Source organism: Bacillus sp. DJP31 (assembly GCF_049310945.1).
Taxonomy (GTDB): domain Bacteria; phylum Bacillota; class Bacilli; order Bacillales; family SA4; genus Bacillus_BS.
Window position 1 is genome coordinate 1 of sequence record NZ_JBMERO010000001.1, and the last position, 16091, is coordinate 16091.

Consider the following 16091-nt stretch of genomic DNA (forward strand, 5'->3'; position numbering starts at 1 on the left):
GTTGGATTTTCAAGGTGCGAAACTTAAGTAACTAAACTACACGAATTGAAATTGAGTGGTATTGCGGAAGCTTATATAGAACAAGCATCTAACAAAGAGTTTCAAAAGATGAGTTTTGAAGACCGTTTTTGTTTACTCGTTGATTTAGAGTATTCTCGTCGTAAGAATAATAAGCTTCAACGTTTGATTAAAACTGCCACTTTTTTGAACTCAAATGCATGTATTGAAGATATGGAATACTACGAAGATCGAAAACTAGATAAAGGGTTGATCTTGAAACTTGCCAGTGGTGCCTATATACGAGATAGTCATAATATCATCTTGAAAGGACCGACTGGTTCAGGAAAATCTTTCTTAGCTACAGCTTTTGGAGTATCTGCTTGCCGCCAATTCTATAATGTTGGCTATTCTGGACCGCATTATCCATGATTCCTATCAAATTCTTATAGACGGCGACGTCTCTATGCGTGAGCGTCATGGATTAGGTGCAGAAGTATAATATGACCATTATGACGCGAATGTATCTACAGGAAATTGAAGATTACTATTACTTGGTTGGTGGTTCCCATTTCCTGAGGAACTGAAAATAAAGCTATTAGATGTCTATGGAGAAGAACCATATCCTTACAGCTGGACCAAGCAAGATATTCACGAGGGTTCCAGAAGAATAATCGCCGATTACTTCAATGACAAATCTATTTAAATAATCTAAAATGGGTCCTACATGATTATGAAAATATTAATCTGTAGGGCTATTTTTTATTGATTGGTAGATACGTTGGCGTAGTGTGGTAAATTCATTGGCGTTCGGTGGTAAAAAAGGTGGCGAGGGTGGTAAAGTTTAGTGGCTGTAATCACCCAAGCTGATGTTTCAAAACATGCGACCCTTGCAAGAACGATAGGAATCTCCACTACACTAGATTCGGATGAAGTGGCGACAGAAAAATTAGTGCATGAATTAAAACAACTATCCCAAGACCTTTCTATTCCAGCATTTTCAACGATCCTGGAGGTAAAAGAAACAGATTTTGATTACTTGGCACAATCATCTTTTCAAAATGGGTCAACTCCTAGTAACGCTAGAGAAATCACGAAGGATGATTATCTGGAGTTATTTAAAAAGGCAAATGCAAGCAAATGATCGGGACAAGCTAGGATACGCTTTTTAAAATTGTTACTAATGTCAAACGCTGACCTATACAAGAAAAATCACAGGGATTCACCTAGTCTATAGGTGAGTCCCTGTGATTTACATTTCCTTAACTCAAGAATAACGCTTTATTACATCAAAAATTTTATTCCCCATAGTTGGGATATCATTTTCATTTACAGTTAAACGAACATTACTTTCATCCATTGCAAGAGCCTCCGAGAATAGTCCACCTAATCCCCTTGCTCTTCTGTCGACTTGCATGATTATCTCTACAGTAGATTCAGATTTTGGAAAGAATGTTAGTTCCAATTCATCTAGTTTTCCACGAAACGCTCCACCTGTGGGGACAAACTCAAACTCTTGAACGAAGAGATGACTTCCTCTTAGGTATCTTGGAGCTTCTTCGCACTCTACTTCACGAAGTCTAAAGCCAAGTTCCGAAACGGCAGTTAAGACAGATGCAACCAGTGGTAGAGGTGTAACTTCAATGAAGTCTTTATCAGATGGATCGATGGCATTTTTTATATCTAAGCCTGTTTGAATCCAGATTCTAGTTCTCCCCATTGATAACGGAGTATTCAAAGGTAAATTAAACGAGAAAGGAATTTCCCTAACTTCATTTGGTGCTATAGTTAGCTTTTCAAGAACCCTAAACTTGTTGATAACTCCAGTTTGAGTGTACTTCTTGTCGTCTGATTCTTTTATATAAGTCGTAGCTAAAGAAAGGTAGATTTCATCTATAGGCTGCTCTAAATTCCCACCTGTGATTTCAACAATTCCCTTAACTTCTTCACCAACTACATATCTTTCCTTATACAATTTTGTATCAACTTTTGCAGATCCAATTCCAACACTTGCTAAAACCTTATTAAAAAATGACATAGATCTTCCCCCTTGACGAATTCACTAAAAAATAGCGATATAAATTTACTATTCATCTTTAATTATTCAAGATTTTTTTTTTAATTCCTCTTTATTTCTATAAATTGACTCATTATGTAAAATTATTGGTTTGCTAGTATGGTGACAAGCTTATCTTCAAGTAGCTTCCCTTTTTTCTCATCTAAAAGGTTATTTAGAATAATAGAAAAGATGAGTGAAGTCCCGGTTTTTGTTTTTACATAGCCTGATAATGAGGTGACAGTTGTAAGTGTTCCTGTTTTGGCCCTTACTTCGGCTTGACTTGGAAGTGAACTCATACGGTACCCTAGTGTTCCCCCTACTAAACGATCTGCTGTTCCTGCAAGAGGTAAGGAAGTAAGGTAGGTTGGAAACCAGGCGTCATCTTGAATCTCGTACAATAGCTTAGATAAATCATTGGCTGCAATCAGATTAACATGTGAAATACCAGAACCATCTCTCAACATCATGTTAGAAGAATCTATTCCCATGTTTGTTAGTTCATCTTTTACAACATCGAGTCCTTTTTCCCAGCTGCCTTCTCCGTTTTTGACTCTTCCCATTTCTTTTACCAATGTCTCACCATGCCCGTTATTGCTTTGCTTCATAAAGGGTAGGAGCAATTCAGATAATGGAATGGAAGAGTGGACCGAGAGCGTTTCAGATCCTCTGGGAGTGGAGCCGGCTATTGTCTTACCAAGGATGGTAATCCCTTGTTCGTGAAGTGCTTGTTTAAAGACATCCAATGTATAAAGGGTCGGTTCCCATACGGCCATCCACTCTTTTGTCACAGTTCCACCTTTAGGTATGGTGCCTTCAATTACTATGGTGTTTTTTCCGTGCTTGCGTTCTATTGTCAGCTTCTTTTTCTCACCATCTGCAACCGTGTTTGCGTGGTTTTCAATACGAACGAAGCTAGTATCAGGAGTAAGACTTACAATTGGTTCTTCCCCGACTTCATCACCAGGTTTTACCTCAACAATGATCGTTCCTGCGTCAAAGTCTTTATCCGGAGAGATCGTTAAAGCAGAAACCTGTGCACCATAATAAGCAGACTCGTTGCTCCAAGGTAAGTCCTCCGAGTAACGAATGTCATCATACCATTTGTCATCTCCGATTAAGTCACCACGTATTGAAGTAATTCCTTTGTCTTTTAACTCTTTTGCCATTTGATCCAAATCTGCTTTTAATAGGGTAGGATCACCCTTCCCTCTTACATACAAATTACCGAATAGACTCGTTTCCTTCATGAACCCATCTGTTAAGACTTCTGTAGTAAATGTATAGTTCTCACCAAGGACTGACATGGAGGCCGCGGCTGTTAGGAGTTTTAAATTGGAAGCTGGTTTTAATCTAATCTCTCCATTATGACCATACAAAATTTCACCGGACTCGGCAGAACGGATACTTATACCTGCAATGGCCCCTTTTAAGCTAGGATCCTGTTCCAACAGAGAGTTCAGTTCCTGTTCCATCTTCTTTTCTGAATTTGTAGCAGAAACGAAATGAAGATTGAAATAAAGAATTGGACCTAATACAGTTATAAAAATGAAAAATAGACGCATTGCATTTTTGCTTTTTATAACTTCCACCCCCTTCTTCCCCCTAGTTATCGCCGGCGTTGATGGTTTTTATGCCTATTATACCGATTCCCATGGCAGTTTTCACAAATATTGTATGTAAAGCTCTTAGGCAGAATGTCACCACATCTTTGACACTTTTTCTGTGCCATTTTCACATCACTTTTCAATATTTGGTGAATCTCATCACTAATTTTCTCTCTAATTCTTTCCCAATACATCGTCTCAGTTCGTTTGTCTAAACGATATAAAAATAGTAGGTGCAGACCAAGTGCCTTATAGGAGAGCTCTAATTACTCTAAGCCATCTGTTTTGATTACTGGCTCAGGCAATTCCCTTCCCTCTACAATTGAGTGCAAAGTATTCCGCCATTGCTCTTTTAGCTTCGGTTCATATGATGAAAACGGCATATGTAAAAAACCGTATAAATCCATCATAGAAAGTCGAGCTTCTATAACTGAATCTCTTATCGTTTCATACAAATCACGTTCCTCTGTAAGGGCTGCTTTTTTCGTACCTTTTGGACTTTCAAACTTATCCCATAGTTCAAAAAACTTCCCTAAACTTCTAGAGAACCGTTGAAAACGTTCAAAGATTCCACTTGTAGGAGCAATGGAGAATGTTTGGAGAGGTTCATCCGTTTGATTTAATAATCTCGTCATCGCTTTTATATCCTCTGTAAAGGCTACCTTCCCTATATTGTAAAGTCCTTTTCGGCCCGCTCGGCCCGCGATTTGCTTGACTTCTTGTGATGTTAAACGACGCCTTCTTGTTCCATCAAATTTTTCGTTTTGTAAAAAAACAACTCGTCCAATAGGTAGGTTTAACCCCATTCCGATCGCATCCGTTGCCACAATTACGGTCGTTTCACCATCAATAAACTGCTGCATTTGTTTCTTTCTCGTTTCAGGTGGCATACTTCCGTAAATCATACTTACTTTATGTTTATTTTCTTGTAAGATCGAGGCTGTTTCTAAAACACGCTTTCTCGAAAAACAAACGAGGGCATCTCCCTTCTTCGTTTGCTTTAATGAGAATTCATTTGACTCCACATCTAGCGGAACATCACGTACATACTCTTTAACAATAATGTTTGAATTACCTAGAAGTTGAAGAATCATTTCTTTCATGTTAGAACTACCAACGATATGTACTTCTTTGGCTAGGGCTTTTGTAATAGCTTTAAACCATGAAAATCCACGGTCTTTATCTGCAACCATTTGTGCCTCGTCAATAACAATTACTTCGTAAAAATCCTTTTCATGAAACATCTCAACTGTACAGGAAATATGACTTGCTTTTGGGTTGATTTTTTCTTCTTCTCCCGTCTTTAAGGAGCAGGGAACACCATCTGAATTTAACCTGTCAAAGACCTCTAAGGCTAGAAGCCGAAGAGGAGCAAGGTATATTCCACTACTTGCTTCCTTCATTCTTTTTAGAGCTTGAAACGTTTTCCCAGTATTCGTCTCCCCTATATGAAGGATATACTGAATATCTCGTCCAATCGAAGGTCTATACTCACGCCCAAATATATCTTCAATCATTCGATCTTCTTCTACTTTAAGTCGCTTTCTTTCCGATAGTTTTTCTCGTTCAATTGTTTGCCTATTTTCATGATCTCTTTGATAGATCTCTTCATGTTTTATAGGATCAAATTCTAATCGTGCAAGCATGATTAAATCCGACAAATACTCTGTTTGAAGATCGATAAAAAAATGAATGCTTGTGTCAAATAGATGATCATATGACCATTCTTCTATGATCTGTCTGCTTAATAAATTGTCAAATACACTGGAGTATTCGCTATGTAAATTTGATGAGAGGTTTTTCATAATCCATTCAGGTCCAATCTCAAACAAATATCCTGTTACATAGGATTCATATACCTCATCGAATGCCTCAGCATGATGTTTTCGGTATAGTTGAGGATTGTAAAAGATTTCCTCGTTCATTACCTCCAAAAAGGTATGAAGTGTCTGATGCTCCGTTTCAACAAACCCATATTGGTTTATATCTGAAACGACCTTAGAGGAAATATAATACCGAACCTGTAGAAATAATTTTAAAAAGCTCACTTCGATAATGACATGGATTTCCTCTTGCACTTGTCTCTTAACATGATTTCTCTGCTCCCGCAACAGCCTTGCACTTTCTTTCACTAACAACTCCTTGCGTAAGGAATGGTATCTAACTCCCCAGATCTCTTCATTATTTTGAAATTTTTCAAATAGCCACTGAACCACATCAAATGCAGGATAACTTCTCATTTCATTTCGAAATAATTGATTAATTTGTTTTCTACTTATTCCATCAAAATCGATTTCTTTTTCCTTTAAATATAACTTTTTATCAGTTATGGAAGCTCGAGCTGCCGTTATATTAAGCCATGCGTTTAACCAAATTTGAACAATATAAGGACTTCTGGCATCTATATATAGACCAAGGGTGGGCATCTCTTCACACGTTTCCATATATCGATCCACATCCTCATACACTTTTCCAATTGTTTGCTGGACAGCTTTCGAATAGAGCTTCTTTATTTCATTCACAAAGTATCTCCTTATAGAGGGTGTTCAAAAAGTCCGGCAAAAATAGCTTCAAATTTCTTCGTCAGCTCGTCTCTCCGCTCCTCACGTATACAAAACATACGCTCCGGTGCTCAAGACTTCGCTTCCTCGAACTTCTTTGCTCTTTTTGTCCTCCTTTTTGAACAGACTCTTATAGTAAAGCCTATTTTTTATATAATTTTTGTTTCATCATAATCTCATGCGATTTTTCAATAATATCAGTTAGAACATCACCCTTATAAATTCTACCCAATTTTAAATTTTCTTGATAATACTCTACAATCTCATCTAGCTTTTGGCTCGTTTTTAGAGAGACCCTTACATTTAACTGAATCCGTGAATCATTACCCATTGTATAAACATCCTTTTTATCTTTATAATATCACATTGCTAGCAATATGCTAATACATATCTACCTGTTAATGAGCAATAATTTATTCCAGGATTAATTGAGTATTTGAGAGTATGATGTAGGTCGTACCATCCTCAGTAATAACATATCTAGTATAAAAATCATGCCGATGAAGTAACCCTTTCCCTCCACACCCTAGACACTCAAAGATCTTTTCAATTTCTTTATACGCTGCTAAATCCAAGCCGAAATCATGTGAAATCATATAAAGCCTCTGATATAATGTGAAAGTTTTTATTCACATTATATCAGAGGCTAATTTTGTTGTATCAGGATTAATCTGATAAAAGAGGATTCTTTTTTGCTGATATAAAAAGGAACTTTACATTATTTCTTCTTTCCATTCTTCTAGTGATTGCTTTAAGTACAATTCCATATTATTCTCCTTGCTATATTAGTTTTTGGTAACTTTATATATAGTTTCTTGTCTCGGACTTGTTTTTGTGGGTAGGAGTTAGAAAACATGTATATACTTTTTCTTGAACTACTCACCACTTAACACCCTTACGGGTTGTTTGAAGTGGGAGATTCTGATTCCTAAGTACGGAAGCCTATAGGCTCCTAATTGATTAGGCTAACCCCGTAGTCCCTATGGTTAGAAGTCTGATAAAGAAAACGGTCACACATCAGAGTAACCATTCTCTTTTTCAATCTTCTTTTCATTATACCTGTAGTAATTAAGAGTATCGATCAATGATTGTTCAATATCATACTTTTGGCTCCAGCCTAGTTTGGCAAGACTCTTTGGTTGAATGGCGTGTAGTGTTTGATCCATGTGGTTTGATTGCGAATTCACTTTTAAATCAATCGCTGAAAGACTCTTTAATTTATCAAGTATTACTTCAAGTGACCTGTATTTCCCTGAACAGATCTGATATATTTCTCCAGATCTACCTCGTTGAAATAAAATCTCGTAAGCTCTAACAGCGTCTCTTACATCAAGAAAGTCTCGAGTAGTATTTACATTAGATACATCTAAATAGCTTTCTGATTTTCCGTTTTCCATCTTTACGATCTTACTTGCAAAAATGGAACACACACCATTTGAGGGTCCTGGTCCTATTAAGTTTGTTGTTTTTGCAATAACAATATCCATCTTATATAATTTTTCCCAAGCTTGTGCAATGAGTACTTGTAGAGTTTTACTTAAACTGTAGGGGTGGTGTAAAGTTGAAAGATTACTAGGGTCAAATTGAAGTGCAGAACCAGCAATGACAATTTTACAAGTTAGATTCAGAGTACGGATTGCCTCAACTACATATAAAGTTGATAGCAGGTTTGACTCTATTGTTGCAATCGGATCATTCCATGAACGGTCAACATGATTTTGTCCCGCAAGGTGTAATAGATAGTCTGGCTTTACTTTTTGAATGAGCAAATTTACTTCATCTTTATTGGAGAGTTCACAGCACTCTGTTCGAATACTTTGAGGTTGTTGGTTAACATGACCTCTACTGACTGCTGTTACTTCGTAGTTTAAATTTGAAAAATGCGTACATGCGTGAATCCCTGTAAATCCACTTGCCCCAGTAATCAGCAACTGTGGCTTTCGATCCATACCAATGCCCCCCTATTATGATTTTTTTTAGATGAGTTTCTATTGGCTAAAAGACCACTAGTGTTCATGCAAAGTTTTTAGATGAATTTTGCCTCAGTTAACATTTCTTTGATTTCCTTGTGTGTCATTAATTCATCCATCGAACTATAGGAAGCCTTGTTGACGGGCATTAGGCCTGCATAATGTTCTTTTAATCCCTCAATATGAATTGAAGGTAGAACAACGAGATAATCCTGATTGTATTCAAAGGTGTATTCTATTTCATTGTGGGAAACGAGAACTTCATGCAATTTTTCCCCAGGTCTAGCTCCGGATTCTACGATGTTGACTTCGTTACCAATTTCGCCTATTAACACTTTTGCTAAGTCTAAAATTTTACAGGCAGGCATATTCATAACAAAGGTTTCTCCACCTCTTCCGTCTATAGCTGCCTTAATCAAAAGCTTTATTGCATTCTCTTGAGTTAAGAAGAAACGTGTCATTCTCTTATCGGTAATGGTAATATCATGATTATTATTTATCTGATCAATAAATAAGTGGAGCACACTGCCGTTTGTTCCCAGTACATTTCCTCCTCTTACACAAATGAATTTTGTCAGACTTGTTAGCTGATTAGCCTGGATGATTAATTTTTCACCAATGGCTTTAGAAAAACCATAAAAATTGGCTGGATCTGCTGCTTTATCGGTAGATACATTGATTACCTTTTTTACATTTTGATAGATAGCCGCATCAATTACGTTTTGAGTACCTGTTACATTTGTCTTTAGGGTCTCAGCAGGCGATTCCTCACAAATCGGTACGTGCTTCAAGGCCGCTAGATGGAAGACAAAATCTACACCTTTGGTTGCCAGAAATAATGCCTCTTTGTCTCGTATATCACCAATTACAAATTTTAACCTTACGTCTTCAATATCCCTTCTCATCTTAACCTGTTTATCTTCATTCCTTGAGTATACAATCACTTCTTTAGGGTCAAAGGTTAATAAGTGTAGGACCAGTTCATATCCCCAGGAACCCGTCCCGCCAGTTACTAAAATCACCGCATTTTTAAACATCTAGTAATCCTCCTATATATTAAGCTTTTATCGTTATACCTTCGAAGATGCTTCTCCAAAGATGATCATTTCCACTCCACTTCTCAACATCTGGTAGTTCAATAGAACACACTCGTTTGACAGGCCATTCTTTTTCTGTAATCCCACTAACATTCGTGTGGTTAACAACAAGAATATGGAAGTTATTACTTCCTATTTTTGATAACGCCGCTTCTAATTCAAGTACTTCTTCAAATGTCCCTTCAGTTCGGATAAGTAGAATTCTTTTACATTTTTTCAACATATATAGAAACCTCTCAGTTCGTCTATCAAGTTTTACTCTTACATCTGGATAAGTGGCTAACTGTGAAAGTGTATTTCTACTTGCTTTAAAATCATGACTAGAAACAATATGATAGGCATTGTCTGTAACAGCAATATACGGTTCGGCACTATCTACACCAGTTGAATATCCAATAGGTGTTAAATTCTCTAAATCCATAAATCCAATAAATTTATTATTTAAAAGACGACTTACATCTGACAAAGAAGGAGATGACATCCAATCCAGCGGTCCAGCAAATGGTCTGAGATTGCTTTTCCTAAGCTGAAGTGCTGCTAAACAAAGATCTCCTAAACTAAAAATGGCACTATATTCACCTTTTAAATCCTGTATTCTCATAACTTATCCCTCTCTTCTTACCTTTTGATACACTTATAAAATGCCAGAATATCAGAAGTGACATGGCATTAAGCTAAAGTACTCAAAAATGTGCTTTTTTTCCAGTTGTAAAGGACTACTTTTTAGTAGGATACTTTTAACCTCTTCTCACTTTATAGACATATGTTTCTTCTAAACCACGGTAAATAAAAAAGGAGGGATTCCAATCGAGTGATATAATAGCCTTCTTATTGTTTAGACAACTATGCAATATATCCCCCTCTTTTCTTAATGCTTTGACGGTTTCAATTTTATTTCCATGTATTTCTGATAATAAATGGATTAATTGATTGATCGATATTCTTCTTGAAGTGCTTACATTTAGAATTTCCTGATGCCCCCTATTTATGGCTGAGAGATTGGCACGAACTACGTCATTTACAAAGATAAAATCTCTTGTTTGTTCACCATCTCCATATATCGTTAACGGCTCCCCATTTTTTAGCCGATCAATAAAAACAGCTACTACTCCTCCTTCACCCTTCGGTAATTGTCTAGGTCCGTAGACATTCCCAAAGCGAAGGATCGTATAGGACATTTGATATAAGTCATAAAATAGTCGCACATATGACTCTGCTGCTAATTTGGACACTCCGTAATAGGAAATAGGTAACGTTGCCTCGTTTTCGGAAACAAGATCTGTTTTAAACTCCCCGTAAACAGCACTTGTCGACGCAAAAACAAATTTTTTTACATCTGCCAAATAACTTGCCTCAAGAATATTTATCGTGCCATTTATGTTGACACTTGCATCATAGTTCGGTTCTTTAATAGACTTTCCTACATCTGCTTGCGCAGCTAAATGGAAGACCACATCTGGTCTTACTTCAAAAATCACTTTCCTCGCTTCTAAACTCCGAATATCTTCAATGTGAAGAACTGCTTGAGAATGGACATTCTTTATGCATCCCGATGTGAGATTATCTATAACGTGAACATCGAATCCCTTACTAATTAGCTCGTCAACCAAATGGGAGCCTATAAATCCTGCTCCACCAGTTACCACTGCTTTCATTTTGATCATTCTCCCTACTCTTTCTTAGATGTAAAATAGTTATTAAAAATGAAAGTAGAACTTTAGTGAATTGTGATATAAATACAAAATTCACTTCATTTTTTCAAGATAAAATAAAGTATTCTCATTTAATGGAAAATGTCAGGGTGAATTGATCAAGTTTTCAAAAATGAGAGTTTCGTCTATAAAGATTAAAAAGACCCACTACATTTTTGTGAGTGGGTACTGCCTATCTATTTCTAATCATTGTTTAAGAGGAAGAAAGATTGTTTTTACGCTTATTTATATATTTTCTAGTAGTAATTTCTGATGATAACGAGTGGGGAAGATTATATTCATTTGGCAAGGATTCTTGAATCCTACTCCAAACTTCATGATCGACAAAAACATCTGAACTTTGTGAGTTTGATGAAAAGAAGGATTGATAGGAATCTGCCTTCATTGGATCGAAAAATTCCAGAGTTGATGGGTTGGGCAATATAAAGTTGTCAGGTAAGGCTCTATTTATCGGTTCCCATACCGAAGGATCAACGAATAGATTCTGACTTTGGGAAGGCGATAGAAATAAGGATTGATACAAATTGCTGGTCATTGGTTTAAAAATATCATTTACTTTAGGGCTTGGAATCTTATAGTTCTTAGGGACAGATTCTTTAATTATTCCCCATACGACAGGATCTGTGAAAACACCATTTGTCTTGCTTACGTCTAAAAAAAGCGAAGAATAGACATCTCCCGACATAGATTTGAAGATCGTCAATGACTTTTCGTTCGGTATTTTAAAACTAGAAGGAAGTTTACTTGTCATTTGATCCCATAGTTGACTATCCACAAATACATTCGGTGTTAAAACGGATGCAGAGAAAATAGAATGATAGAAATCGCCGTGCATTTTCTGAAAAACAACCATCGTGGAGGGATTAGGCAATACGAAATCTTTTGGGACAGAATTAATTATTTTTTCCCACTCCTTGCTTGAGACAAAGAAATTAGGAGTAGATACTTTTATTGAAAACAACGAATTATACTCTTCCGAACAAATTATTGATACGTTCGAATCCATTGGAGGTTCATCATTACTTTCCGGAAATTTAAACCACACCTTCTTCCACCATGCAATACTCGAAATCCACCATATGAGTAAATATTGTCTAATAATTGTCATTAGACGCATCATACTCTCTAGCCTCATTTCTTTTTGAAATTGCGCGTTTGTATTCTTCAAGTAAAAGCTTTACCCCTTTATCCATGGACCAATGGGTCATCCCCCATTTTTTGGCATTAGATCCAAGAGTTTTACGATACTTTTCATTTTCAAGAAGTAAATTTATGTTATTAGTAAGGCTCAATATATCTCCTGCTGGAGTAATAATCCCAGTAACTCCGTTTTCTACAATTTCTGGTAAACCGCCTACATCACTAACAATGATCGCCTTCCCAGCAATTTGAGCTTCAATTACAGATAGTGGCTGATTTTCTAATAAACTAGGAAGAACAAAAATGTCCGAATTGGCTAACAAATAAGGAATGTCATCTCTTTTTCCAAAAAACAGTATTTCTTCATCAAGCCCCATTACTTTACTTTGAACCTTTAATTCTGCACTCTTATCACCACTCCCAACAATCCAGCAAACCCAATCATTTCGAATTTCCTTAAGCTGTTTTAAAGCAGCGATTAAGTGATGTACCCCTTTAAGCTCAACTAATCGACCTGAATAAATAATCACTTTTTTATTTTTAGGACGCTCAATGGATGATTTCATTTTCATCCCTTTAATAAAGCTTTCCGTATCAAATCCATAATGGAGAACTCTTATTTTCTCACTTGGAACTTGAAACTCAGTAGTTAAAATATCCTTAAGCCAATTGTTCGCGACAATAGTCACTTCAGGAGTCATAGCCCCTGTCCGTTCTAACTCATCATAGTAGGCTTTTGCCATGTAATTGGAATCTGATTTATGAACAGTTGTTAATTGATATCTAATTTCATGCGCTACAGAACCATGAAGCGTAGCAATTAGCGGGACGTGATTGGGTCTCACACGATTAATACATGCTGTTGAGATGATGTCTTGCGTATGGATGATGTCATATTGATCTAATCCCAAGTAGACACTACTAAGTTCATATACATAACGTTGAAATTCAGTATATTTTACTAAGTCGTTAGCATGAATAGATGGATAGGCTTGTGGATTCAGTTTTGCGGTTAATAAGGGTAACAGTTTCTCCCTTTCCACTTTTCGGTTTTCATTTTGGATATAAACGGAAATATTCTCCTCGTCATATCCTAGTATATCTACACTATGTCCAATCGCTTCGAGCTTCTTCCTCAATTGCTGTAAATATTTCCAGACTCCACCTACATGTGGAATGGGCCAATACGTGGCTAGTAGGATCTTCATTTTATCTCTCTCCTATCTTTGGTGTTATACCCTATCAATATGGAGAGAGTTTCACATTTGTATAGGTTAATAACTTGAGATTCTTGAAATAATTTAAGAATGTAACGAAAATTAGTATTAAGAGCTTGTATTATTGAAAGTAAGGAAGGCACATCCTACAATTTGATCATTTGTAAGATTATAGGTGTTCCCCTTAAAGGGATATCGTCTGTTTTAATCATTATTTTTCCTTCCTCAATTTCATAGCATCTTTGAGGTTGTAGCACTCCGTTAATAAACAAATTTGTGTAGGAAACTCTTTCAGCTCCGATGATTCTTTGCTCTCCATACCCCTTAAGTGAGTCACCCTCCGTAAAGATCCTTCTGGAACCATCTGAAACTGTATAAAATTCAAAAACATCAACCTTTTTAGGACTAACAAAATAGGATTGCTTTTCTACTGTAGGAAATGCCATTAGCAAAGGCGGATATTGACCAACTAAATTAAATTTCCTCATATAACTACCCTCCAAACACCAAAACAAAAATGTTTGTCTTTATAGAGGATGTTCAAAAAGTCCGGCAAAAATAGCTTCGAATTTCTTCGTCAGCTCGTCTTTCCGCTCCTCACGTATACAAAACATACGCTCCGGTGCTCAAGACTTCGCTTACTTGAACTTCTTTGCTCTTTTTGTCCTCCTTTTTGAACAGGCTCTTATAGACGAATAACCAGAAATGATAATTCATTATATAAAAAACTAAAGTAATCGGTGTATAAAATGGGTTCATGTATTATCTTTAAAAAGATAAACTCGTCCAACACTATCTTTTTTCATCTGTTTTACATACGTTGTATGGAAATCTAAAAGGAGGAAAAATGATGAGCCTTAAAATAATAAAACTTGCTGTTGCATCAAATACCCATATTGCCACCTCTCCTACCGTTTCTCGTTTCTTTTATGAAGCATTCGAGACAATTCCAGAGACAACATTTATTAAAATTGATTGTTCGCAGTTTTTTGATGATACTGGTACTGCCGTTGAATACTTCCCAACTTTAAATTTGAATAATAGCTATTTCAATGTATATATAAATGGAGTACTGCAAATGGATGATAATTTCTCTTACACAGCTGGTGAAGAGGGAGTAGGAAACTTACTTATTTCGATTCCAGAGGGTTCTGAAATTGCAAACGGAACACCGATTATACTAGAAGTTATCAACTTTAATCCTATCCTTAGAACGACTTTCGAGACATAAAAAGACTCTGTTTTTAATAATGCTAGAGTTATAGAATTGGATATTTTACTTTTAAAGATTAATAGATCATGCTTTGCGACTACTTTGTAATGGTAGTCGTTTCTTTGAGTTGAAGTCCCATTCATTATAAGTAGGAGCTGTATGAATTGACATGCTAAAGAGCCTCTAGAATAATCTAGGGCTCATTTAATAGATCGAAGCAAACTCATTTCATTTTAGAGGATATATCCAGACATTTAAAGAAACAGATTATTGTCCGAAGTTTAATATGTTTTTAATCTTATTTAGCGTTTCCTCTACTTTTGGATCGTGCTTAGTTTCCAATTGCTTTTCTAAACCCTCGAATAAGTTACTATATTTAAATGCGATTAGCTTATTTGCTTCAGTCGCAGTAGGGCTAACCTTTTCGTTCGCTTCTTTTTGCAATCTATCGACTTCTTTTTGCAGTTTTTTCTTAGCCTTTTTCTTGTTCACTTTATCTACTAATAAATCCATTGCATCAGCATTCATTTTATCCAACAGATCCTGAAATTCTTGCTTATTCAAAGTTCTCCCTCCCTTAACTTGTTATGACAACCTTATAGGACATCAAGTTTTACAACAACCGCTACTAAAATTTGCAATAATGCTTGAACATTCACTGCAACATCTGTATCTGTTGTAGTAACTCTTACACATCTTGAGTTTTCAACAATCGTTTTTTGGAAGTTAGACTGTTTTGTTTTGACTAGTTGATCAAGTTCTTGAACAACTGCTCTTGAGCGGTCTGTGTCCCCAATTGTAATACTAATTACTGCAACGAGTGCAGCTTGTAATGCAAGTTGTAAGGATACAGCTGCTTGAGTATCAGTTGTCTGAACTTCAACATCCTCTGAATCTCTGATTACAATGAGTTCCCTTGATTTTTGTTTCGAAATATTCACTTGCTCTGCAGCCTGTTCAACTGTAGCTTCACTCTTGCAATGGTGATCTAAAGCTCTCCATTTTTTTCCTTCTGCCATGTTTGGCACCACCTTTTATCTTGTATTTTTTATTTATAGGATGTCTACTTTCACGACTAGTGCAACTAGAACTTGAAGTAATGCTTGTATATTTACAGAAATATCTGTATCCGTTGTGATGATTGTCACTTTTCTACTATTTTCGATAATAATCTTTTGTTTATTTCTCTGATTCACCTGCAGATACTGGACCATATCTTGGACAACAGCTCTTGATCGATCAGAATCACCAATCGTTATACTAAGAACTAACGCAAGGGCAAGCTGCAAGGCGACTTGCAATGATACAGCAGCTTGAGTATCTGTTGTTTGGATTATTACTTCACAAGAATCTCGTACTATGATAGTCTCATCAGAATCTTGTTCGATGATGGACACTTGATTTGCATCTTGTGAAATCGTTGCATCTGGGTGATCAGAGCTATGCCAATCCTCTGAACTCAATGCAGCCCAATTTCCATTTGATTCACTCACTAGGTGCATCCCCTTTACCTGTTTTTAA

18 protein-coding genes are annotated in these 16091 nt (G+C 36.4%); 3 read left to right on the forward strand and 15 right to left on the reverse strand.

The window, feature by feature from the left end:
- The first annotated feature begins 51 nt into the window (after window positions 1–51).
- Together ACOI1C_RS00005 and ACOI1C_RS00010 are read left to right on the forward strand one after the other, a co-directional pair.
- A complete protein-coding gene (locus tag ACOI1C_RS00005; protein ID WP_422506739.1) occupies window positions 52–429 on the forward strand; it encodes an ATP-binding protein in 378 nt (125 codons plus the stop codon).
- Window positions 430–844: 415 nt separating this feature from the next.
- Window positions 845–1141: a hypothetical protein gene (locus tag ACOI1C_RS00010; protein ID WP_422506741.1), complete on the forward strand. Its 297-nt coding sequence runs from the start codon at window positions 845–847 to the stop codon at window positions 1139–1141.
- Between the two features lie 123 nt (window positions 1142–1264).
- On the opposite strand, the gene ACOI1C_RS00015 is transcribed toward ACOI1C_RS00010, so the two are convergent.
- The 12 genes from ACOI1C_RS00015 to ACOI1C_RS00070 form a co-directional block, all read right to left on the reverse strand.
- Window positions 1265–2035, reverse strand: a complete 771-nt coding sequence (locus ACOI1C_RS00015; protein ID WP_422506743.1) for a sporulation protein — start codon at window positions 2033–2035, stop codon at window positions 1265–1267.
- A gap of 122 nt (window positions 2036–2157) precedes the next feature.
- Window positions 2158–3618 carry a D-alanyl-D-alanine carboxypeptidase/D-alanyl-D-alanine endopeptidase gene (dacB, locus tag ACOI1C_RS00020; protein WP_422507596.1) on the reverse strand — a complete coding sequence of 487 codons (1461 nt, stop codon included), beginning with the start codon at window positions 3616–3618 and terminating at the stop codon, window positions 2158–2160.
- A gap of 308 nt (window positions 3619–3926) precedes the next feature.
- The gene (locus ACOI1C_RS00025) at window positions 3927–6182 is read right to left on the reverse strand and encodes a helicase-related protein (RefSeq protein ID WP_422506744.1); all 2256 of its coding nucleotides are present in this window, start codon (window positions 6180–6182) and stop codon (window positions 3927–3929) included.
- A 181-nt stretch (window positions 6183–6363) separates the two neighbouring features.
- Complete coding sequence (locus ACOI1C_RS00030; protein WP_422506746.1) at window positions 6364–6552, reverse strand: hypothetical protein; 189 nt, start codon at window positions 6550–6552, stop codon at window positions 6364–6366.
- Window positions 6553–6634: 82 nt separating this feature from the next.
- A complete protein-coding gene (locus ACOI1C_RS00035) occupies window positions 6635–6817 on the reverse strand; it encodes a hypothetical protein (RefSeq protein ID WP_422506748.1) in 183 nt (60 codons plus the stop codon).
- A 414-nt stretch (window positions 6818–7231) separates the two neighbouring features.
- Window positions 7232–8170 carry an NAD-dependent epimerase/dehydratase family protein gene (locus ACOI1C_RS00040; protein WP_422506750.1) on the reverse strand — a complete coding sequence of 313 codons (939 nt, stop codon included), beginning with the start codon at window positions 8168–8170 and terminating at the stop codon, window positions 7232–7234.
- 77 nt (window positions 8171–8247) lie between these two features.
- On the reverse strand, window positions 8248–9228 hold the full coding sequence (locus ACOI1C_RS00045; protein WP_422506752.1) for a polysaccharide biosynthesis protein: 981 nt from the start codon (window positions 9226–9228) through the stop codon (window positions 8248–8250).
- Between the two features lie 19 nt (window positions 9229–9247).
- Complete coding sequence (locus tag ACOI1C_RS00050) at window positions 9248–9889, reverse strand: DUF1796 family putative cysteine peptidase (protein ID WP_422506754.1); 642 nt, start codon at window positions 9887–9889, stop codon at window positions 9248–9250.
- Between the two features lie 136 nt (window positions 9890–10025).
- Window positions 10026–10943: an NAD-dependent epimerase/dehydratase family protein gene (locus ACOI1C_RS00055; protein WP_422506756.1), complete on the reverse strand. Its 918-nt coding sequence runs from the start codon at window positions 10941–10943 to the stop codon at window positions 10026–10028.
- Between the two features lie 250 nt (window positions 10944–11193).
- Window positions 11194–12120: a hypothetical protein gene (locus tag ACOI1C_RS00060; protein WP_422506758.1), complete on the reverse strand. Its 927-nt coding sequence runs from the start codon at window positions 12118–12120 to the stop codon at window positions 11194–11196.
- Window positions 12095–13348 (reverse strand): glycosyltransferase family 4 protein, encoded by a 1254-nt coding sequence (locus tag ACOI1C_RS00065; protein ID WP_422506759.1) that lies wholly within the window; start codon window positions 13346–13348, stop codon window positions 12095–12097. The genes ACOI1C_RS00060 and ACOI1C_RS00065 overlap by 26 nt, the downstream gene beginning before the upstream one ends.
- Window positions 13349–13503: 155 nt before the next feature.
- Entirely contained in the window at window positions 13504–13845 is a 342-nt protein-coding gene (locus ACOI1C_RS00070; protein ID WP_422506761.1) for a DUF4183 domain-containing protein, read from the reverse strand.
- 362 nt (window positions 13846–14207) lie between these two features.
- Between ACOI1C_RS00070 and ACOI1C_RS00075 the strand changes: the two genes are divergently transcribed.
- Window positions 14208–14588 carry a DUF4183 domain-containing protein gene (locus tag ACOI1C_RS00075; RefSeq protein ID WP_422506763.1) on the forward strand — a complete coding sequence of 127 codons (381 nt, stop codon included), beginning with the start codon at window positions 14208–14210 and terminating at the stop codon, window positions 14586–14588.
- Between the two features lie 249 nt (window positions 14589–14837).
- Here the strand turns inward: ACOI1C_RS00075 and ACOI1C_RS00080 are convergent, their stop codons facing one another.
- Genes ACOI1C_RS00080 through ACOI1C_RS00090 form a run of 3 tightly spaced genes read right to left on the reverse strand, consistent with a single transcriptional unit; the run spans window position 14838 to window position 16072 of the window.
- Entirely contained in the window at window positions 14838–15134 is a 297-nt protein-coding gene (locus tag ACOI1C_RS00080; RefSeq protein WP_422506765.1) for a hypothetical protein, read from the reverse strand.
- Between the two features lie 32 nt (window positions 15135–15166).
- The gene (locus ACOI1C_RS00085; protein WP_422506767.1) at window positions 15167–15589 is read right to left on the reverse strand and encodes a spore coat protein; all 423 of its coding nucleotides are present in this window, start codon (window positions 15587–15589) and stop codon (window positions 15167–15169) included.
- A 33-nt stretch (window positions 15590–15622) separates the two neighbouring features.
- On the reverse strand, window positions 15623–16072 hold the full coding sequence (locus ACOI1C_RS00090; RefSeq protein WP_422506769.1) for a spore coat protein: 450 nt from the start codon (window positions 16070–16072) through the stop codon (window positions 15623–15625).
- Window positions 16073–16091 lie beyond the last annotated feature (19 nt).